At 41.5% G+C, this 21,540-nt stretch carries 16 protein-coding genes, 7 tRNA genes and 1 rRNA gene (1 of these 24 cut by a window edge); 5 read left to right on the forward strand and 19 right to left on the reverse strand.

Annotated features, from left to right (window positions below; translation table 11 throughout):
• Positions 1–53: 53 nt before the first annotated feature.
• The 6 genes from ACSAJE_RS06775 to ACSAJE_RS06800 form a co-directional block, all read right to left on the reverse strand.
• A complete protein-coding gene (locus tag ACSAJE_RS06775; protein ID WP_458010016.1) occupies positions 54–1,028 on the reverse strand; it encodes an AAA family ATPase in 975 nt (324 codons plus the stop codon).
• A gap of 693 nt (positions 1,029–1,721) precedes the next feature.
• The gene (locus ACSAJE_RS06780; RefSeq protein ID WP_118507979.1) at positions 1,722–2,657 is read right to left on the reverse strand and encodes a hypothetical protein; all 936 of its coding nucleotides are present in this window, start codon (positions 2,655–2,657) and stop codon (positions 1,722–1,724) included.
• A gap of 12 nt (positions 2,658–2,669) precedes the next feature.
• Entirely contained in the window at positions 2,670–4,043 is a 1,374-nt protein-coding gene (locus ACSAJE_RS06785; RefSeq protein ID WP_022025884.1) for a TrpB-like pyridoxal phosphate-dependent enzyme, read from the reverse strand.
• A gap of 117 nt (positions 4,044–4,160) precedes the next feature.
• Complete coding sequence (locus ACSAJE_RS06790; protein ID WP_458010017.1) at positions 4,161–5,063, reverse strand: precorrin-6B methylase; 903 nt, start codon at positions 5,061–5,063, stop codon at positions 4,161–4,163.
• A 102-nt stretch (positions 5,064–5,165) separates the two neighbouring features.
• A complete protein-coding gene (locus ACSAJE_RS06795) occupies positions 5,166–6,524 on the reverse strand; it encodes an NCS2 family permease (RefSeq protein ID WP_118507981.1) in 1,359 nt (452 codons plus the stop codon).
• A gap of 68 nt (positions 6,525–6,592) precedes the next feature.
• On the reverse strand, positions 6,593–7,258 hold the full coding sequence (locus ACSAJE_RS06800; protein WP_118507982.1) for a YoaK family protein: 666 nt from the start codon (positions 7,256–7,258) through the stop codon (positions 6,593–6,595).
• A 732-nt stretch (positions 7,259–7,990) separates the two neighbouring features.
• Between ACSAJE_RS06800 and ade the strand changes: the two genes are divergently transcribed.
• From ade to ACSAJE_RS06825, 5 genes are all read left to right on the forward strand, one after another.
• Entirely contained in the window at positions 7,991–9,724 is a 1,734-nt protein-coding gene (ade, locus tag ACSAJE_RS06805; RefSeq protein ID WP_458010018.1) for an adenine deaminase, read from the forward strand.
• A 104-nt stretch (positions 9,725–9,828) separates the two neighbouring features.
• Positions 9,829–9,901: transfer RNA gene (locus tag ACSAJE_RS06810), tRNA-Val, on the forward strand.
• Between the two features lie 22 nt (positions 9,902–9,923).
• Positions 9,924–10,009: transfer RNA gene (locus tag ACSAJE_RS06815), tRNA-Leu, on the forward strand.
• A 273-nt stretch (positions 10,010–10,282) separates the two neighbouring features.
• Positions 10,283–11,668 (forward strand): PhoH family protein, encoded by a 1,386-nt coding sequence (locus ACSAJE_RS06820; protein ID WP_458010019.1) that lies wholly within the window; start codon positions 10,283–10,285, stop codon positions 11,666–11,668.
• Between the two features lie 675 nt (positions 11,669–12,343).
• Positions 12,344–13,015 carry an HD domain-containing protein gene (locus ACSAJE_RS06825; RefSeq protein ID WP_243034756.1) on the forward strand — a complete coding sequence of 224 codons (672 nt, stop codon included), beginning with the start codon at positions 12,344–12,346 and terminating at the stop codon, positions 13,013–13,015.
• Between the two features lie 129 nt (positions 13,016–13,144).
• Here the strand turns inward: ACSAJE_RS06825 and ACSAJE_RS06830 are convergent.
• The 13 genes from ACSAJE_RS06830 to ACSAJE_RS06890 form a co-directional block, all read right to left on the reverse strand.
• A tRNA-Leu gene (locus tag ACSAJE_RS06830) sits at positions 13,145–13,230 on the reverse strand.
• 22 nt (positions 13,231–13,252) lie between these two features.
• Positions 13,253–13,325 (reverse strand) — tRNA-Val (locus ACSAJE_RS06835).
• 5 nt (positions 13,326–13,330) lie between these two features.
• A tRNA-Asp gene (locus ACSAJE_RS06840) sits at positions 13,331–13,404 on the reverse strand.
• A 51-nt stretch (positions 13,405–13,455) separates the two neighbouring features.
• Positions 13,456–13,529 (reverse strand) — tRNA-Ile (locus ACSAJE_RS06845).
• Between the two features lie 185 nt (positions 13,530–13,714).
• Positions 13,715–15,013, reverse strand: a complete 1,299-nt coding sequence (locus ACSAJE_RS06850; RefSeq protein ID WP_458010020.1) for a sensor histidine kinase — start codon at positions 15,011–15,013, stop codon at positions 13,715–13,717.
• Between the two features lie 28 nt (positions 15,014–15,041).
• Positions 15,042–15,785, reverse strand: a complete 744-nt coding sequence (locus tag ACSAJE_RS06855; protein ID WP_118507987.1) for a LytR/AlgR family response regulator transcription factor — start codon at positions 15,783–15,785, stop codon at positions 15,042–15,044.
• Positions 15,786–16,149: 364 nt separating this feature from the next.
• Positions 16,150–16,731 carry an accessory gene regulator B family protein gene (locus tag ACSAJE_RS06860; RefSeq protein ID WP_458010021.1) on the reverse strand — a complete coding sequence of 194 codons (582 nt, stop codon included), beginning with the start codon at positions 16,729–16,731 and terminating at the stop codon, positions 16,150–16,152.
• Between the two features lie 175 nt (positions 16,732–16,906).
• On the reverse strand, positions 16,907–17,806 hold the full coding sequence (locus tag ACSAJE_RS06865; protein WP_458010022.1) for a hypothetical protein: 900 nt from the start codon (positions 17,804–17,806) through the stop codon (positions 16,907–16,909).
• A gap of 26 nt (positions 17,807–17,832) precedes the next feature.
• Entirely contained in the window at positions 17,833–18,420 is a 588-nt protein-coding gene (locus ACSAJE_RS06870) for a hypothetical protein (RefSeq protein WP_458010023.1), read from the reverse strand.
• Entirely contained in the window at positions 18,417–19,013 is a 597-nt protein-coding gene (locus tag ACSAJE_RS06875; protein ID WP_458010024.1) for a hypothetical protein, read from the reverse strand. Before ACSAJE_RS06875 ends, ACSAJE_RS06870 begins: the two co-directional genes overlap by 4 nt.
• A gap of 40 nt (positions 19,014–19,053) precedes the next feature.
• The gene (locus tag ACSAJE_RS06880) at positions 19,054–19,200 is read right to left on the reverse strand and encodes a hypothetical protein (protein ID WP_458010025.1); all 147 of its coding nucleotides are present in this window, start codon (positions 19,198–19,200) and stop codon (positions 19,054–19,056) included.
• A gap of 466 nt (positions 19,201–19,666) precedes the next feature.
• Positions 19,667–19,739: transfer RNA gene (locus ACSAJE_RS06885), tRNA-Asn, on the reverse strand.
• 141 nt (positions 19,740–19,880) lie between these two features.
• A 23S ribosomal RNA gene (locus ACSAJE_RS06890) occupies positions 19,881–21,540 on the reverse strand; it runs 1,230 nt beyond the window's last position.

The raw sequence follows: 21,540 nt of genomic DNA on the forward strand, positions 1-21,540 counted from the left end.
TGCCACAATTCTATATTCTGTGGCTTCTATCTCTGTCTGATAGCTCTACGTCATTATACTTCGTTCTGTGGCTTCCAATATTCTGTTGGCACCTCTACCTGCTCTAATATGCTTTGCAATATCGTTTCTTTCTGCTCCGCACGATACGCCACGATCCTATGACCTAAAACAGGTACACATAACTTTTTCACATCATCCGGTGTCACAAAATCTCTCGCTTCGATTGCTGCATATGCCTGACAGCATCTCAAATATGCCAATGTTCCGCGAGGGTTCACACCCAATGCTATATCGGAATGCTTTCTCGTTGCCTCGACAATATGGGCAATATAACGTCTGACACTTTCATCGACATAAATATGCCGGCAGCCCTCTTGTGCCTGCACAATTTCTGCCGCTGTACATACCGGCTCCAATCGTTCTAACGGGCTATCCTGTATAAAACGATCCATAATATCCAGTTCTTCCATCACAGTCGGGAATCCCATTTTAAGCTGCATACAGAAACGATCCAACTGTGCCTCCGGCAGTGGATATGTACCCGCCGTTTCAATTGGATTCTGTGTAGCGATCAAAAAAAACGGGCGTTCTAACACTCTTGTCTCGCCATCTACTGTTACCTGTTTTTCTTCCATACATTCCAACAAACTCGACTGCGTTCTCGGTGTTGCACGGTTAATTTCATCTGCCAGCAGCACATTACAAAAGACCGGTCCCGGCACAAATACAAACTGTTCCTCCTTTTGATGATACACATTCTGCCCGGTCAGATCTAGCGGGAGAAGATCCGGCGTAAATTGAATCCGCCCAAACTCCGCATCGATCGATCTTGCTAAGGACTTTGCTAACATTGTTTTGCCGGTACCCGGCGTATCCTCCAACAAAATATGTCCCCCTGCGAACAGCCCTGCTATCACCAATTTGATCACATCCTGCTTTCCAATGATCACGCGGCCCATATTTTCCCGAATAGCTCCGGCACACTCTGCAATCTTATCAAATGTCCACACATTTCCATTTTCCATCATAAACATACATTCCTTTCCCATCAAAGAAGAGCAAAACCAGCATGTTACCTTTCGTCACACTCCCCAACCGCAATTTCCAATTCCCCTCTCAATCTTCGCAGACCAACCGTTACCGTCATCCCACATATTGCTTATTATGTCAGCAACAAATAAACTATTTTGCAGCCAGTAGACTGACTTGTTCTGCCGGCAGCGAACTAAGATAATTGCCGCAGAACGCAGAGTTTTTGAGTGATTTCTTATTTTGTTAAGTCTCTGATGAATACATGCCCGAAGGATTGTCTGAGATGTCCCGGTTTAGCAAGGTATCATCCATTTTTGGACGGGACGCTTTCGCTACGATGCGCTACGTCACGTTACTTAATGTCTCTGAAGTACGAGACATAAGTAACGACGAGCGCAAAGTCCCTTTCAAAAATGATGATTACCTTGCTTCCGGGACTTCGAGTTTCCGAAGGGCATGTAAATCAATCATCAGAGACAACAAAATCTAGAAATCACCAAAAACGTAAATGCGGCAAGGCAATTACTATAGTTCCCTGTCGGCAGAAACCGCTATGTTGTGGCTGCAAAATTCTTAGTATTCTTTGACATAATAAGCAATATGTGGCTTGTCCACCATTTTGGTCTGCGAAGATTGCGTTTAATAAAAATGCAGCAGAAAAGAACCAGTCTCCCCTGCTGCAAATAAACTTATTCTGTTTTTAGGCCCGTTTCAAAGGTCCAGCTCCATTTGCCAAAGCTTCTGGTAAATGGATTGACGCCTCGTATATCATTATCGAGCAAGATTCCACTATTGGTTGAATGGATTCGCCAATATTTACTTTTGGAATACGCCCGTATGATCGTTCTTCCACGGTAAGTATATTTGTTTTTACTTACTTTTTTGATGGCTCCTTTTTTCACATATCCCTTTTTTTCAAGAAAATTTTTTACCTTCTTTGCGGAAGAAAACTTTCCATAGTATAAAGCGATATGGGTTGGATTGCCATTTTTGCCATATAACATAACATCCCCAAATTCCAAAGTACTGACAGCCGAATGATTCTGTGTATTACGACCGATCGCACCCTTTGAGCGTGTCTTGTTCCATAAAATTCTGCCGGTCATTGTCTTCTGTCCGGACAAATACGCCACTTTTGATCCCTTCACCCAGTCTCTGGTCGTCAATGCCTTCACCTTATAACTTTTGAAAGGCAATGCCGTCTTCGCAGAAACAGATTTCATACGGCCAATCGCAGCACGTACATATCCACTGCAATCACAGCGTATTCCATCTACAACCGCACCATAGCGTTTTCCTAAAAAACCTTTGGATAACACCTTGCGATAACATTCCAACTTAATCGTGCCATATGCGTTTGGCTTGGCTGTCGGCGTTGGATGGAATTTCATCGTCGGCGTTTTGGTTACCTGTGCAGATGCCGGCGTCGATGTTGGAACCGCCGTCGGATCCATCTGAGGTATATTCGTCTGCTGTGCAGCCGGCACAGGTGTAACCTCAACCTGCGCCGCACGCACAAACTGTCCTGACGAAACAGCCTGTCCCCATATACTGCTGATCGTCATTGTTACTGCAAATGCTAAGCCCCATACAAATCCCCTCTTATGATCTGTTTTTGCTTGCATAACCTTCTCCTATTACTGCATCTTTGGAAGCTTAGCAAGACTTGCTGCAATCTCTTCATCCGTAGGGATGTAGTCTCCCATCTTACCATCATTAAACTTCTCGTATGCATACATATCAAAATATCCGGTACCGGTAAGACCAAACAAGATTGTCTTCTCCTCTCCGGTTTCTTTGCATTTCAGCGCCTCATCAATTGCAACACGGATCGCGTGACTGCTCTCCGGTGCCGGCAAAATACCCTCAACTTTGGCAAATTTCTCTGCAGCATCAAATACAGAAGTCTGCTCTACGCTAACTGCTTCCATCAAACCATCATCATATAACTGTGAAAGTACAGAACTCATGCCATGGTAACGAAGACCACCTGCATGGTTTGGCGAAGGCATAAAGCTGCTGCCAAGTGTGTACATTTTAGCTAACGGACAGATTGCTCCTGTATCACAGAAATCGTATGCGTATTTACCACGTGTGAGTGATGGACAAGATGCCGGTTCAACTGCGATAAAACGATAATCTTTCTCTCCGCGAAGTTTCTCGCCCATAAATGGTGAGATCAGACCACCAAGATTCGATCCGCCACCTGCACATCCAATGATGATATCCGGTGTGACATCATATTTATCTAATGCAGCCTTTGTCTCCAAACCAATAATAGACTGATGCAGCAATACCTGTGCCAAAACGGATCCAAGTACATAACGATATCCATCCTGCGTTGTAGCAGCTTCTACTGCCTCAGATATCGCACATCCAAGGCTTCCGTTGGTATCCGGGAACTCTGCTAATATCTTACGTCCTACTTCGGTCGTATTGGATGGTGAAGGAGTTACCGATGCTCCATATGTACGCATAACCTCACGACGGAATGGCTTCTGCTCATAAGATACTTTTACCATATACACCTGACAATCCAAGCCTAAAAATGCACAAGCCATCGACAATGCAGTTCCCCACTGACCTGCTCCTGTCTCTGTCGTAACACCCTTCAGCCCCTGATTCTTCGCATAATATGCCTGTGCGATTGCTGAATTTAACTTGTGACTTCCCGAAGTATTATTACCCTCGAATTTATAATAGATCTTAGCCGGCGTCTGCAAAGCACGCTCTAAATGATACGCACGAACTAACGGTGCCGGACGGTACATTTTGTAAAACTGCAGGATCTCCTCTGGAATATCAAAATATGCCGTTGTATCGTCAAGTTCCTGCTTTGCCAGTTCTGTACAAAATACATGGCTAAGCTCTTCTAAAGTGACCGGCTTGCCTGTAGCCGGATTCAAAAGCGGTGCCGGCTTATTCTTCATGTCAGCACGAACATTGTACCACTGCTTTGGCATCTCATCTTCGTTCAAATAAATCTTGTAAGGTATCTTCTTGTTATCCATGTTACTTAGTTCCTTTCTTCATACTTTTTCTGTCAAAATCACGATGGTTTATCTCCTATCCGGTTCTAAACCATCGTGACCTTAGATCGCTATCTTTGATTATACCACAAATATTGCTTAAGAACAATGCCCCGTAATGATCCACGGTGCCGGCTGCTGCTTAAAGGCATGATTGCTTCCGAGCCGTGATACAGCGATCTGTATCGTATCTACATCGCCAATGCCAAACTTCTCCAAAATCGCTGCCGCACTTGCTGCCACCTGAAAATCCAAGGTGTATATAACAACACGGATCTGTGGATTCAACTTTGTCAGGTATGCCAATTCTTTCTCCATGCTTGCAGATGCCACCATAAATACAAGCGACGGTACCGGACAGTCTTTCATACTCTCTTCATCCACCCGGTCAATGATCGTCACATTCTGCAGACCGAAATGATCTACATTGTCTTCCATCGTGTCTCGGTCCGCACCATTGTACTCAACTGCCACGACCGTTCCCTCTGCTGCGATCAACGCTGTCTCAATGGCAATGCTTTCTCCACCGATAACACAAACATCATCCTGCGTATCCACCATCATTTTATTCAAAATGACGGCACGGATCTCACTGCCGACATAATGGATCGAACCTTTGCGGAACATGTCGTTCCCCATACCGATCTTAGCCGTATTGCGTGCATTAGGATTGACGATCAGCATTCCTGCCGATGCATTGATTCCACGATCGATCATGTCCTTCACTTTTTTGTTGTAAATCTGACCGCTCGGTTCTGAACCCTCGTTATACCAGACATCACATTCCCCCAGTCCGGCATTCCAAAGACGGTAAAAAATATCATTGATTCCTGCATTGGTAAAGATTAACGTCGTTTTGTGTGACTCTACCGTTGGAATCACATTTTTGTTCTTACGCGTAATATCAATGATCTTCACATGCTCCAGATCAATCGTCGTATTTCCTGCATAATACTGCAGCCACGACAAAATGATCTCATTTGTAAACACCTGCTTCTCCATGGTCATACCTCCTCACGTTATCTCGTAATGATTGTGCATAACGGAGTTTCGAAGAAACTCCTATGATGAGCAATTGCACTCATAGTATCTAAATCATTCATCCTATAAGAATATATACTTACAGATAAATAACACTGCCAACACATACATTAATACTGTATTTTTCTTATGCTTGCCACAGAGCAGATTAATAACAACATAGGAAATGATACCGATAGAGATACCCTCTGCGATGCTGTACATAAGCGGCATTGCCAAGATTGTCAAATATGCCGGTACTGCTTCTGTCAGATCATTAAAATCAATGTCAACAACGGCTGATAGCATTAAGAATCCTACAAAGATCAATGCCGGAGCTGTTGCAAAACCCGGAACTGCTGTAAATACCGGTGCAAAGAAAATTGCTAATAAGAACATAATCGCTGTCACTGCGGATGCAAGACCGGTACGGCCACCTGCACCAACACCGGCAGAACTCTCAACATATGTTGTCGTTGTAGAAGTTCCGATCACCGCACCTGCACTTGTTGCAATCGCATCTGCCAAAAGCGCCGGCTTAATGTTCGGTAATTTTTCATTCTCATCTAACATGCCTGCCTTGGAAGAAACACCAACGAGTGTTCCTATCGTATCAAACATATCTACGAACAGGAAAGAACATAATACAATAATAAAATTAAGAATACCAACGCCATGGAAATCAGCTTTGAAACACTGTCCAAACGTCTCACCGATCTTGCTGAAATCTGTCATGTGCATGGATGGATATAACGAATAAAATCCTTCCTTTACATTTACCTGATAAATACCAAGAGCCTGACTGAGCATTCCCAAGATCCAAGTTACAAGAATACCGATCAGGATCGCGCCCTTAAAGCCTTTGATATAAAGAATGACTGTGATGATCAAACCGATCAGGGCAAGCACCGCACAGATTCCCTGTGTATGCCAATTGCCGGCAAAATCACAATAGGTAACTAATGTAGAACTATTGGATACTACTAAGTGTGCTCCCTGCAGTCCGATAAACGCAATAAATAATCCGATACCTGCACTTACACCTTTCTTCAAGGTACTTGGTATCGCATTAAAAATAGCTTCTCTGACGTTTGTTAAGGATAGAACTATAAAAACAATACCCTCAACAAATACTGCCATCAATGCCACTTTCCAGGAATACCCCATATTGCCACATACTGTGTATGCAAAATAAGCATTCAATCCCATTCCCGGTGCCAGAGCAAATGGATAGTTTGCTAAAAGTGCCATTGCCATGGTTCCCACAAAAGAAGCCAGACAAGTTGCGATCAGCACGGCTGTGCTGTCCATTCCCGCTGCCGAAAGCATTGTCGGGTTGACTGCCAATATGTACGCCATCGTCATAAAGGTTGTCAATCCTGCGATCACCTCAGTGCGCGCATTTGTGTTGTTCTCTTTCAAATGAAATAGTTTCTCGATCATTTTTACCTCCATAAAATAATATTTCTCTCATTATAACTTTTTTATGGATGTGAAACAATCCCCATTATTTATATTTTAGATTTTTCGTAATCAATAAACATCATAAAGAAACCTAAGAATAATAAGATAGAACTGCACCAAATCGCCTGTTTATGGAATAATTTGATCAATCCATTCCCGAATACAGCACCTAATATAAAGCTGACGATAATGCCATAATACAATCCGGCCTTACCGAGAGAATCTCTATCTTTACTATGGAAATAATTAAATAAATTCTGCGTACCGGTACGCATATTCCCAATACACATTGTAGTCGCAACACCATTTCCATGAATCTTGCGGAAACTTTCCACCTGTATGCCACAAGCAAACGAAGTCAAAGAATTGGCCAGCAGATTAAACGATGTTGGAATGAAACCAACTCCCAATAATATCACTGCTTCCAACAATACTGACATCTGTCTCCAATGCAGTTTTTCAATATTTCTGGTATGTACATATTCAGCTAACGCAATGCCGATCGCAAACGCAACAACAGGAACAAGATAATGTATTGCCAAACGAATATTTCCCTCTGACAGATTAACACCAAACAACAGCATATTACCGGTTTGCGCATTTGCAAACACCCGATCTCTCACAATATAGGAATACGCATCCATCAGCCCCCCTGACAGTGCTAATAAGATTCCAAGCCGTACTGACTCTGACATTTGTTTAGAATGTTTCATCTACCTCAACGCCTCCTATGCTAAACTCTCACAGCATTATAGAACCGTGCATTTTATCTGTCAAGATGTCCGATTCATGGATTGCAAAACATCTGCATGCTGTTGTACAATAAACACATAACTCAAACTTCCCATACTGGAAGTTATTGTTCGAACCACATATTGTTTATTATGTCAAAAAATACTAAGTATTTTGCAGCCACAACATAGCGATTTCTGCCGTCAGAGAACTATAGTAATTGCCTTGCCGCATTTTCGTTTTTGGTGATTTCTAGATTTTGTTGTCTCTGATGATTGATTTACATGCCTTTCGGAGAACTCGATGTCCCGGAAGCAAGGTAATCATCATTTTTGAAAGGGACTTTGCGCTCGTCGTTACTTATGTCTCGTGTCTCAGAGACATTAAGTAACGTAACGTAGCGCATCGTAGCGAAAGCGTCCCGTCCAAAAAGCGATGATACCTTGCTAAGCCGGCACATCTCAGACACTCCTTCAGGCATGTATTCATCAGAGACTTAACAAAATAAGAAATCACGCAAAAACTCTGCGTTCTGCGGCAATTATCTTAGTTCTCTGACGGCAGAACAAGTTAGTTTGTCGGCTGCAAAATATCATATTTATTGCTGACATAATAAACAATATGTGGCTGTGATAATCTGGGATATGAGAAGTTTGAGTACATAGATAATTGCAGTATTGTGTACCACAAACAGCAGGAGGAATGTGAAAAACATGAAAAATATTATTTTAACAGCAAATGGAACGCAGAAAGCGGATCTTGTATTAAAGAACGCTTCTATTGTAAACGTATTTACAGAATCCATTGAGGTCGGTGATGTTGCGATCACGGATGGCAAAATTGTCGGCATTGGCCGGTACGAGGGCAAAATTGAAAAAGATATGACCGGACGCTTCGTGTGCCCTGGTTTTATTGATGGACATATCCACTTAGAAAGCTCTATGGTCACCCCTTCGGAATTTGCAAGAGCTGTCATCGCACATGGCACAACCGCCGTGATTACCGATCCACACGAGATTGCCAATGTTGCCGGCTGTGACGGTATTACCTATATGATGCAGGCAACCAAAGATCTCCCTCTGGATGTCTTCTTTATGGTACCGTCCTGCGTACCGGCAACAGACTTAGATGAGTCCGGAGCCTGTCTGAATGCCGATGATATTACACCTTTTTATAATGATCGAAGGGTTCTTGGTCTTGCAGAAATGATGAACGCTTTCGGTGTCAATCAAGCCGATGGATCTGTCTTATCCAAGATCAAAACAACATTAGAACATGACCGCATTATCGACGGACATGCACCATTGCTAACCGGCAAAGAATTAAATACCTATACAGCCGCAGGGATCCGTTCAGACCACGAATGCTCCAACATTGCAGAAGCCAAAGAAAAACTGTCACGAGGTCAGTGGATCATGATCCGTGAGGGCACCGCTGCCAAAAATCTTCAGGAACTTATGCCGCTATTCGAGGCTCCTTATTATAATCGGATCCTGCTTGTAACGGACGATAAACATCCTTTGGATCTTCTAAATGACGGTCATATTGATGCTATCATCCGCAAAGCAGTTCACTTAGGTGCAGATCCAATTCGTGCCATTAAAGCAGGCAGTTTGAATGCTGCCACGTATTTCGGTTTACGTGACACAGGTGCCATCGCACCGGGTTATGATGCCGACATCGTTGTTTTGAACGATCTTACAGATCTGCATGTACAGGAAGTCTACAAACAGGGAACGCTCATCAGCGAACGCGGGCAAATAACGACGGCTGTAAACAGTAATACGGATTCCATTCCGGAGCGTGTCATCCATTCTTTTCATGTGGAAAAGATTACGCCAGCGCAGCTCGTAATCCCAAAACAGGGCGAGCACATCCGCGTCATCGAATTGCATGCAGGAGAGCTTCTTACCTCCGAACGCACAGCCAGCTGGAATACGGATACCAGCGCAAAAGACTGGGCAGATGGTATCAATCCGGACGATGATATTATAAAAATCGTTGCTATCGAACGCCACAAAAATACCGGACATCTCGGCATGGGTTTCTTAGGAGGCTATGGTCTCAAAAAAGGCGCAGTTGCAACAAGTATCGGACACGACTCTCATAACTTGGTCGTGGCCGGAACAAACGATACTGATATTGCCATAGCAGCCAATGCAGTGATTGAAGCAGAAGGCGGACTTGCCATTGCCTGTCAGGGTGAACTGAAACATACTTTACCACTGCCGATTGCAGGTCTGATGTCAGATCAGCCTTTAGAACAAGTCAATGCCGAACTGGAAACGATGAAAAAAACACTTCATGACTGGGGCATCCCTATGGATATCGACCCGTTTATGACACTCAGCTTTGTCAGCCTGCCTGTCATTCCGGCATTGCGTCTGAATACGTATGGTCTTATTGATGTCAATTCGCACAAAGTAGTAGACGCCAGCTTTTCATAGACAAACCTACAAGTTTTTCATCAACAAACCTACAAGCTTTTCATCGGCAAAAGAAATTTTTATTTGACAATCATTCTGTTATGCGTTATACTTGAATGGTTGTTGGGATCTTAGCTCAGCTGGGAGAGCATCTGCCTTACAAGCAGAGGGTCACAGGTTCGAGCCCTGTAGGTCCCATAAGCAGTTATTTTACTGCGATGCCGCAGTGGCGGAACTGGCAGACGCCCAGGACTTAAAATCCTGTGGGTAGTGATACCCGTACCGGTTCGATTCCGGTCTGCGGCATTTTTCATTTTAATTATTTCCTGATATAACGTCTCTGTTTTATACAGAGACGTTTTGTTGTTTTTAAGATCTATTATTTTATTTCTCACTTTCCTAAACTTCACAGTTTCAATGCTACTGGATTCAAAGAAACCATTTCCTTTCGTAAAATAAAAATTACATAGCATTTACATAAATATGATAGTAGTGTATTTTTCAAAATCGTATAGTAAAAATGTACCGTAAATACAACATAATGTATGGTACAAAGATCGAGCAGAGGAGTGAGTCAGTATGCCCAAGGCAAAAAAAACAGATAAACAAAGAATTTATATTTTAGATACTAATATTTTCATGGCTGACCCAGATTGTATGAACCGTTTTGGAAAACATATGATCGTCGTACCGGATATGGTTATTGAAGAATTGGATGACAATAAAAAGGCATCTGGTGACAAAGGCTATAATACCAGACAGTCTCTACGCAATTTTGACAGTTTGCGCCGCAAAGGAAATCTCATCAAAGGTGTTCCCACAGAAAGCGGTGGTTCTATTCGTATTACATCGGATTACGATCATGTTATATTGCCTTCAGGCTGGAAAGATAAGCCGGATAATCGAATCCTGCAAGTTGCAAAAGGGATGAAAGAAGAATCTGAGCAGCCGGTTATTCTTGTATCCAAAGATACCAATGTACGAATCAAGGCAGATATCCTAAAAGTTAAGGCGGAAGATTATAAACACGAAATGATCGATGAGGACCATTTGCGATACAACGGAAGAAACGAAATCTTACTAACGGATAAAGACTTTCAAAAATTGTTACAGGGAACTCCTATTGAATTAAAAAAAGCAAAGTTTGAACGATGTAATAAAGATCGCGAATTGTTAGAAAACGAATTTTTGTATATTACCAATCAAACTACTTACGGTACATTATTGGCAAAAGTACGAGAAAATTTTATCGTTAGTCTGCAATACGACTCCATTCGTCCCTTTGGTGTTCAGCCCCGAAATGTTGGCCAGCGCTTTGCAATAGAAGCACTGCTTGCTCCAGCTAATGAACTGCCACTGGTGATCCTGAAGGGCTCTGCCGGCACCGCCAAAACATTCCTTACATTAGCATGCGCTTTGCAGCAATGTGCCGAGGAAAACATATATCGAAAAATCACGATCACACGTGCCAACGTAGAATTTGACCGCGAAATCGGTGCCCTGCCCGGAGATGAAATTAATAAAGTCGGTCCTCTCCTGCGAGGCTGCATGGATAATTTGGAATTGTTGGTCGATGCCAAAAGCGTGAAAAGCCGTGAGGGGCGTGAAGAAGATATCCGCAGTAAAGTAGAATATTTATTTGATCGAGGTTATCTGTCTGCTGAAGCAATGGGATTTCTTCGCGGCCGTTCACTCACCAGACAGATTTTATATGTGGATGAAGCACAAAATACTTCCCCTTCTCAAATGAAAGGCATCTTAACTCGTGTAGGCGAAGGTACAAAGTTAATTTTGTCCGGCGATTTAAGCCAGATTGATAATCCACGTCTCGACAAACATAATAATGGCCTTGCCTATGCACTGAAATTAATGGCAGGTGATCCACTATGTGCTGTGGTCGGTTTTACCGATAACGAAACCACTCGAAGTGCATTAGCTGCAAAAGTCGCTGCATTGATCGAATAACATCCTCAAACTTCCCATACCGGAAATTATTTCAAAACCACATATTGCTTATTATGTCAGCAACAAATAAACTATTTTGCAGCCGGTAGTCTGACTTGTTCTGCCGGCAGCGAACTAAGATAATTGCCGCAGAACGCAGAGTTTTTTGGTGATTTCTTATTTTGTTAAGTCTCTGATGAATACATGCCCTAAGGAGTGTCTGAGATGTCCCGGTTTAGCAAAGTATCATCCATTTTTGGACGGGACGCTTTCGCTACGATGCGCTACGTCACGTTACTTAATGTCTCTGAAATACGAGACATAAGTAACGACGAGCGCAAAGTCCCTTTCAAAAATGATGATTACCTTGCTTCCGGGACTTCGAGTTTCCGAGGGGCATGTAAATCAATCATCAGAGACAACAAAATCTAGAAATCACCAAAAACGTAAATGCGGCAAGGCAATTACTATAGTTCTCTGTCGGCAGAAACCGCTATGTTGTGGCTGCAAAATTCTTAGTATTCTTTGACATAATAAGCAATATGTGATTGTGAAGGATTTGAGGTATAGGAAGTTTGAGTAACATATTTACCAAAGTAAAATACATAGAATGACAACGGCATCATACTGACATATAAGCAAGAAAATGATGCTATTACAACACGATCGCAGATTGTCTGCGGAATGGAGATTACAATGAAAACGAACAAGATTACATACGAACAGATCAAAAAATCACCGGAAGTCAATGCATATATCCAACAAGGCAATGCCTCTTTACAGACACAGGGATATACCGATCACTCTTCGATCCATGCTTCCATTGTTTCCAAACAAGCTGCCCGTATTTTACAAAAGCTTGGTTATGATAATAGAACGGTGGAATTGGCGCGGATTGCCGGCTATATGCATGACATCGGCAACTGCATCAACCGCAAGGATCACGCCCACCACGGTGCTGTACTTGCCCATTCTATCCTAAAAGATCTTAATATGGATTACGATGAAATTGCATTGATCATGAATGCAATCGGAGAACACGATGAAAAAACAGGTCATGCAACAAATCCTATTTCAGCAGCACTGATATTGGCCGACAAAACGGACGTGAGACGTGACCGGGTACAGACAAAGACTCCAGAAGCATTTGATCAGCATGACCGGGTAAACTATGCTGTTACCGGTGCAGCGCTGCATATCCGTCCACAAAAGGAGCAGATACAATTTAGCATACAACTGGACGAATCTATCTGCTCTATGATGGATTATTTTGAAATTTTTCTCCAAAGAATGCTGATGTGTAAACGTTCTGCTGAAGTCCTGCATATGCGATTCAAAATGACCGCTAATGGCAACAAGATCTGCTGATCTTTAATGCAATAACTCAAACTTTATATACCTTGCTAAACCGGGATATCTCATAATACATTCCAGATAAAATAACAGAACGCCTCTGTAAATTAGAGACGTTCTGAAAGGAAAAAGTTAAAATGAAAATGCCGCAGACCGGAATCGAACCGGTACGGGTATCACTACCCACAGGATTTTAAGTCCTGGGCGTCTGCCAGTTCCGCCACTGCGGCATCGCAGTAAAATAACTGCTTATGGGACCTACAGGGCTCGAACCTGTGACCCTCTGCTTGTAAGGCAGATGCTCTCCCAGCTGAGCTAAGATCCCAATAACGACCCAGAAGGGACTCGAACCCTCGACCTCCGCCGTGACAGGGCGGCGCTCTAACCAACTGAGCCACTAGGCCATTATGATAAGCTGAAGTATCCTCTTATGTAATTCTCTTCAGCTCATCCAGTGGACCCTCAGGGACTCGAACCCTGGACCGATCGGTTATGAGCCGATTGCTCTAACCAACTGAGCTAAAGGTCCAAAAACATAAGATCATACTATGTCAGATACAACGTCTCAACAGAGACGCCGAACAATATATATATTATCATATAATTTCTCTGATTGCAACTCTTTTTATTCTATATTCGCATTATTATATCCGCATTGTGCAAAAAACTCTCTCTTGGTCTAATCTTTCAGAGAATCATTCTCATACATACTAATCATATCTTTTGAGGAATCGTAATATGTATTCCGAACAATCTTCTTTCCAAGGACAGCCGAAATGTTCCTCCATAGTTTGCTACAACATGCTGTACATTTTTGATGCCATATCCATGCCGGCCATCTTCCCTCTTCGTTGTGCGTAGTTCATTATCCACTATTGTCACAGGTCCTTGATAGGTGTTTTGAATATCCAACGACAATGTCCCGTCAATCAGACGCATCGTAAAATATATCGTATGTTCTTCCTCACATTCTTCACTCGCTCTAATCGCATTATCCAATAAATTCGCTAATATCACAACAACATCCTGATCTTCCAGCCAAATTCCCTTCAAATCATTAAAACGACATACGATCAAAACTTTCCTTTTGGCAGCTTCGTTATATTTTTGATTTAACACAGTATTCACAATCACATGATTTGTATTCATCCACTCCACATTATAAGACAATTTCTGGTCTATATTGTGTAAATAATGTTCCAATTCTTGATACTTCTGTTTCTCACATAAAGAAGTCAGACAAGTCAAATGATGGTGAAATTCATGAATGCTCGCTTTCTGTATTTCATTATTTTGACATATATTTTTATACAACTTCATCTGCGCTTCCGTGTCATTTTTAAATTCCAAATGCAGCATCTTCTCTGCTTCCTCTTGAACAATCATATCCAAAAAGTATACTACTACAAAATCAATCGCTATCAAGCATACAGCAAGCATTCCATATACTGTGACCTGATGGACCGATTGAATATTAGGCAAATCTGCTACAAGCAATGCAATCATCAAAAAGGTAACCACTGGAAACGCCATAAAGCGAAGCCATATCCTGTTTGCTACTGCATTTACCTTGCGCCGTATAAATATCTTATTGACGATATAGATCAAACAAAACAAGATACTTTTTGACAATAAAGCAAGTAACATCTGCGTCGACGATAATGAAATAATCCTATTTTCCAAAAACATACTTGCCAAAACAATAAAACAAAAATCAACAACCAAAATAATACTTTGATATATTGCTGCAAGCACAATACTCTTTCTCCAATTCTGTCGAAAAGAAAACTGCAGCATTATACTCAAAACAAGCACTATCATCAATAATTTAATCACAAAATGCTTAGCAAATATTGTTGATGTCACATCCAGAAAAACCGCCGATACAACAACGGTTGCTATTGTACGCCTTACTGTGATTTTGTCTCCTGCTTCACAAAAAGTCTGTGCGTAAAAAAAATAAATACTGACTTCAATAATAATTAATAAAAGTCCTTGAATAAATCCTAACATATCAACTCTCCTCTACCTGATAAGTTTCCTATGTATTTCGCTTTCGCCTTGGAATTGCCTGATCACGAAACAGTTTGCAAACTTCTGTTTTTCTCTGTTTTGATATCGTTAATACTGTTCCGTCTAAAAGTTCAACTTCTTTAGAATTATAGGCATATACATACTTCATATTTACCAAGTAACTTTGATGAATACGAACAAACCCATTCCAATGATTTTCCTGTTCCCAAATATTGAGTGTACATCTTGCCAAAGTAAATACATAATTGCTTTCTGCTTGAATATGAAATTTCAAATCATGTAGTATACTTTCTATATAAATAATATCTTCCGTTTGGAGGAACATATCTAACTCTGTAAAATGATATTTCTTGACCTGTTTTATTTCTGGATTTATATCAAGACATGCATCTAACGCTTCCTGCACCGCCTGCGTCATCGTATCCTTATTCTTGATAATATAACGAAATGCCGCCACCTTAAACGCATCTAGCGTATACTCTACGTGAGAAGACACAAAAATGACCTTTGACTGTTCATTCAATTTACGAAACCATGCAGCAGCCTCCAATCCATTCATCTCTTTCATTTCAATATCCAAAAATACAATATCATATTTCCTGCATCGTACTCCCTTTTCCACAAACTCTTCACCAGATTCAAACAAATCTGCAGTAAATTCAACTTTTTTTGAATCTATGTATCCTTTGACCACGTTAAAAAGTTCTTCTAACATGATCGGTTCATCATCACAAAATGCAATACTTAACACTTTCTTCCTCCAAATTACATATGTATATTCTGCTTCGCAGCCGCTTGTTTTTCTTTGAGGCTCATAACGTCATTCGACTATTCGCCTTTTTATCAAACTCGCAAATACGCTCTTCCAGAGCTTTTTCGCTTGTTTCACAAGCTTATTTGCTCGTTAATGAGCCCAGAAAAACAAATGTCTGCTTCGCAGCCGCTTGTTTTTCTTTGAGGCTCATTATATCATAAACATACTATGTATTTTGGTATATGCCAAAAATATAAGGTTATATGCAAAAAATAAATTTTCTTTGCTAGATTGCATATATATTTATTATCTGTCAAATAACTTACCACTGTCCTTTTCTCTCTTAGGTTCATCCGTACAACTACGTTTCTTTCACTTCCTGTCCCAGTCCGATTGCCAACACCATAAATGCTGCACAGGTGATCATAGCCATAGCCAAATACAATACCATGCCTCTATTCCCAACAATCCATAATATTATAACGATACTGCTTTCTACTGCTGCAATGATTCTAGCACGCCATTTAACATGAAGAATCTCTGTCTTAGACATAAACATATTGGGATGATTTACAGTTCCAATGATCTCTATAACAATACCGGATACAACAAATACACCAAATATTCCTACTTGTATTAATGCTGCTACATTATGTAATAAATAGTAAATCATTACAAACAACGCAATAGAGCAACTATAACAAGATATAAAACGTGATAAATGATAGCCTCCTGTCCGCCTTCTCAAAATATACAAAAATGCCAGATATCCAACAGTTTGCCATAATATATGGAAAAATATCCCTATACATATTATTGTTACAAACCATATTATAGATTCAGCAATGCATAAAATACTGTATACATACTCTTCTTTTTGACATTGTTCAACGATATTAAATTCTATCATCTCATCTACTAATTTTTCTACAAAACAATACATCTATCTACCTCTATTTCAGATATATTCTTCATATTGAATATACAGATAATGCTTCTTGATCGCATAAACATTGTCTGCGTATTCTCTGCCATCTTCTCCCACAGATGCAGACAAGATTCCTTAAGTTCCCTTTTGATTGGCTCTACTTATATGACTATTTAGAAGCCCAAAAGGTTCATTTCATCTTGCAATAAAAGAATTTCACTTTCTGATACCGCCTACGCATCAGATATTTATGATCGCAGAGCTGAACCACACTGCGCCAGTCTTTTGACGGATACGTATCATCCTGCCTGATCACCGCCTGAAAGCAGTGATCAAGCAGATCATAGCACTGCACACCAAAGAAAACCTCATTGAGATAGTCACTGCCATCATGAAAAGATTCCGGGCATACTGTACGGTTTAAGTAACAGATTCCATTTCCTGGTGCAATATAGTCCATAAGCTGTTCTTTCACGTACCCTGGCACAAAAGAATACTGTGCGGAAGTGACTCGATACAGATAAACTCCATACTTCCACATATCATCCGGCACTAAACGAAACGCTCTGTCAAGTTGATCATATGTGATCTTCTTGGTGCCATATTTTCCACGTTCGAAATTATCCGCAATATAAACAATCCGCTCTCCACCATCATAGCCATAGATAAATGTTGGATGATGAAACCCATAATGCCCCCTCATGTCCTCCCTAAAAAACTGATCCAAAAATGTAGAAATATAATACCCACCATCAATAGCATGGATCACAAATTCATGGAATGAACGAAACATTCCAAGAATCAATGACTTTGGTATCATATTTTTTTCAACAAACGGACACAGATCAAACATATTAGGGGAAAGATAATGGATCGCATATGGATAAAAGGTCATGCTGGCATCTTTTGCATCCCACTGATACCCGATATAATGAGAGCCTCTCATCTGTATAAAATGATTGTATATCCACTTTCGACCATCCTCTGATCCGCTTAAAATTCCAAACAAGAAATTCTGTTCCGGCCATGCCCGGATACCGACATCAGCTAATGGCAATATCCGGGCAGATTTTATTCCCTTTTGAAACAATGGTTATCTAATCCTTTCTCTACTGTTCATTTCAAATAAGTTGTAGCTTTCCAATCACTTGTAACAAATTGTCCACTTTCTGTATTAAAGACTAGATGATCTCCCTGTTGTCCTGTCATGGTAAATGTGTTCAGAATCTTATCTTTATCGTCATGATCATGCACCTGAAATAATAACTTTCCTGATTTAATCGTCATCCCCGGTATGCCATGTTGTAGAACATATTCTGCTTTATTGAATCCTGCCGCATAATCATTACAAGTTAAGCGATACATCTTTTTCACATAAAACTCTCGATTAGAACGAATCCCGATAGCACAAATTGCATATCGCGGAAGTCCTGCTCCAACGCTATCGTATCCTGCATAGACAATTTCTTTTTCACCATCACCATCGATATCATATTTTATGGAACTTTTCTGATAGGGTTTTCCTTTTGCAGTTACTAGCTCGCGAATGGGAGAATTATTTTTATTCTCTCTTAAATATTGCAAAACTGCTTTTTCCTGTCTGTATTCAATATAATACATTCCAACACGTACTACTGAGCATAGTATAATTACTGTAACGAACACCGCTATAAGTCGTATAAAATTTTTCCTTTTTTTACTCAATTTTTATCCTCCTCCTTATCAAAGTCCTCCCAATCACTCGTAACAAACCGTCCGCTTTCTGTATTAAAGACTAGATGATCTCCCTGTTGTCCCGTCATAGTAAATGTATTCAAAATCTTATCCTTATCGTCATAATCATGCACCTGAAATAATAACTTTCCTGATTTTATCGCCATACTCGGTATGCCATGTTGTAGAACATATTTTGCTTTATCAGGTGCAACTGTATAGTCAAAACAGGTTAAGTCATAAATTGCCTTTACATAAAATTTTTGACCGGAATGAATCCCAATTGAACAGATCACATATCTTGGATATCCGGACCCCAATTCATCATATCCTGCATAAACAATTTCTTTTTTACCATCACCATCAATATCATATCTTACATTTTTTTGCTGATAAGGCTTTCCATCATCATTCACCAGGCCACGAAAAACCGATTTACTCTCATTTTCTTTAAAAAATTCCAAAAGCTTACTATCTTGTCTATATTCATAATAATACATTCCAACACGTACCGCTAATCCTAGCAAAATCGATGCAATGAGCACCACTATGATCCATATTAACATTTTCTTTGATTTGGTCATCCTCTTTTCCTCCCTGTTCAGCATTCAGATTTTATTATCTTCAACATTCTTCTGACATTGCCTTTTCATAATAATAGCTTCTGTACCGATATGGATTACGTTCTGCCAGTGTCTGATTCCCGATAATGTTGATTTTCTGCGCTGTTTTTTCTACTGCACGTAAAATTAATTCTTTTGTCTTTTTCATTCCTTGCTCCTTTCTATACATATCCCCTAATTATTCGCTTTGTATCAAATGTGCAATAATACAAAGTCATTAATAAATGCGTCTGTAACACATTAAATGTAATAAAAAAATGTCTCTTCGTAAACCCATTTGGCAGAAATGGACACTTTTTTCCATAATTGGACACCTTTTTAACCTTTCATTTAAGAATTTTATATTGACAACTAAAACTTCCCATTCCAAAAGATGCTGCGAGAACCACATATTGCTCATTATGTCGATGGTCTAATTATATTTTGTAGCCGCTATATAGTGAGTCATGCCATCAGAAAATAATATCAATAATTTCGAATTGATAAGCTTCCAAAGATCATCTATTACCAGAAATGGGATTACAAAGAGTACACCTCTTATCTTGAATGGCGATATGGCAAAAAGATCAAAAAAAATCCTGTAAACGAAATCGTTTACAGGATTTTCTTTGTCGCTCCCCGAGTAGGACTCGAACCTACGACAGCGCGGTTAACAGCCGCGTGCTCTACCGACTGAGCTATCGAGGATTATAACAAAAACACAGTCCCTTCTTTAGACTATGTTTCCGGTACTTTTTTTAGTACCTTCAAAACTGCATATAGTATCTTTCATCCACAAAGTTGAACTTGTTCTTGGTACTCTGGCATTATAATCGCCTTCGTTCCTTTTTGGTCAAGCCCTCGACCTATTAGTGACAGTCAGCTCCATGTGTTACCACACTTCCACCTCTGCCCTATCTACCTCGTCGTCTTCAAGGGGTCTTACTGGATTAACTCCAGGGATATCTTATCTTAAGGGGGGCTTCACGCTTAGATGCCTTCAGCGTTTATCCCTTCCAGACTTGGCTACCCTGCTATGCCATTGGTATGACAACAGATACACCAGCGGTCCGTCCAGCCCGGTCCTCTCGTACTAAGGCCAGCTCCTTTCAGATATCCTACGCCCGCGCCGGATAGGGACCGAACTGTCTCACGACGTTCTGAACCCAGCTCGCGTACCGCTTTAATGGGCGAACAGCCCAACCCTTGGGACCTGCTACAGCCCCAGGATGCGATGAGCCGACATCGAGGTGCCAAACCACTCCGTCGATGTGAACTCTTGGGAGTGATTAGCCTGTTATCCCCAGGGTAGCTTTTATCCGTTGAGCGATGGCAATCCCACTTTCTACCACCGGATCACTAAGTCCTACTTTCGTACCTGCTCGGTCCGTCGACCTCGCAGTCAAGCTCCCTTCTGCCTTTGCACTCTTCGAATGGTTTCCAACCATTCTGAGGGAACCTTTGAGCGCCTCCGATACCCTTTCGGAGGCGACCGCCCCAGTCAAACTCCCCGCCTGACGTTGTCCCTCCACCGGTTCACGGTGGCAGGTTAGAAACCCAGTACTACAAGGGCGGTATCCCAACAGCGACTCTGATACAACTGGCGTTATATCTTCCTAGTCTCCCGCCTATCCTGTACATGCAGTACCGAATCCCAGCATCAAACTGGAGTAAAGCTCCATGGGGTCTTTCCGTCCTGGCGCGGGTAACCAGCATCTTCACTGGTATTTCAATTTCACCGGATGCATTGTCGAGACAGTGCCCAAATCATTACGCCTTTCGTGCGGGTCGGAACTTACCCGACAAGGAATTTCGCTACCTTAGGACCGTTATAGTTACGGCCGCCGTTTACTGGGGCTTAAGTTCGAACCTTCGAGTTGCCTCTAAGCTCTCCCCTTAACCTTCCAGCACCGGGCAGGCGTCAGCTCATATACTTCACCTTTCGGTTTCGCATAAACCTGTGTTTTTGCTAAACAGTTGCTTGGGCCAATTCTCTGCGGCCTACATTCGTAGGCACCCCTTCTCCCGAAGTTACGGGGTCATTTTGCCGAATTCCTTAACAATGCTTCTTCCGTCGGCCTTAGGATTCTCTCCTCATCCACCTGTGTCGGTTTACGGTACGGGTTCATGATACGCAATAGCGGCTTTTCCTGACAGTGACTCCACACGCTTCGCTACTTTTAAGTTCGCTACGCTTCACGCATTCGCCTTATACATGGGGGTTTTCCCTCCCATGAAGCTACCTCGCTTGCACCGGTTTTTCCATTCCCGGCTCGTCCTTTGTCTCTGTGTCCCCACAGTTCTGATATCATGAAGTACAGGAATCTAAACCTGTTGTCCATCGACTACGTCTTTCGACCTCGCCTTAGGCCCCGACTTACCCAGAGCAGATCAGCTTTACTCTGGAAACCTTAGATATTCGGCCGAAAGGATTCTCACCTTTCTCTCGCTACTCATTCCGGCATTCTCTCTTCTTAACTCTCCACTGCTCCTTTCGGTACAGCTTCTT

The organism is Jutongia sp. SJQ-6 (assembly GCF_054161275.1).

Bases quoted from the DNA above. Each gene is read 5' to 3' on its own strand.
- ACSAJE_RS06775 (WP_458010016.1), bottom strand. From the start codon at position 1,028: ATGATGGAAAATGGAAATGTGTGGACATTTGATAAGATTGCAGAGTGT.
- ACSAJE_RS06780 (WP_118507979.1), bottom strand. From the start codon at position 2,657: ATGCAAGCAAAAACAGATCATAAGAGGGGATTTGTATGGGGCTTAGCA.
- ACSAJE_RS06785 (WP_022025884.1), bottom strand. From the start codon at position 4,043: ATGGATAACAAGAAGATACCTTACAAGATTTATTTGAACGAAGATGAG.
- ACSAJE_RS06790 (WP_458010017.1), bottom strand. From the start codon at position 5,063: ATGGAGAAGCAGGTGTTTACAAATGAGATCATTTTGTCGTGGCTGCAG.
- ACSAJE_RS06795 (WP_118507981.1), bottom strand. From the start codon at position 6,524: ATGATCGAGAAACTATTTCATTTGAAAGAGAACAACACAAATGCGCGC.
- ACSAJE_RS06800 (WP_118507982.1), bottom strand. From the start codon at position 7,258: ATGAAACATTCTAAACAAATGTCAGAGTCAGTACGGCTTGGAATCTTA.
- ade (WP_458010018.1), top strand. From the start codon at position 7,991: ATGAAAAATATTATTTTAACAGCAAATGGAACGCAGAAAGCGGATCTT.
- ACSAJE_RS06820 (WP_458010019.1), top strand. From the start codon at position 10,283: ATGCCCAAGGCAAAAAAAACAGATAAACAAAGAATTTATATTTTAGAT.
- ACSAJE_RS06825 (WP_243034756.1), top strand. From the start codon at position 12,344: ATGAAAACGAACAAGATTACATACGAACAGATCAAAAAATCACCGGAA.
- ACSAJE_RS06850 (WP_458010020.1), bottom strand. From the start codon at position 15,013: ATGTTAGGATTTATTCAAGGACTTTTATTAATTATTATTGAAGTCAGT.
- ACSAJE_RS06860 (WP_458010021.1), bottom strand. From the start codon at position 16,731: ATGTATTGTTTTGTAGAAAAATTAGTAGATGAGATGATAGAATTTAAT.
- ACSAJE_RS06875 (WP_458010024.1), bottom strand. From the start codon at position 19,013: ATGACCAAATCAAAGAAAATGTTAATATGGATCATAGTGGTGCTCATT.
- ACSAJE_RS06880 (WP_458010025.1), bottom strand. From the start codon at position 19,200: ATGAAAAAGACAAAAGAATTAATTTTACGTGCAGTAGAAAAAACAGCG.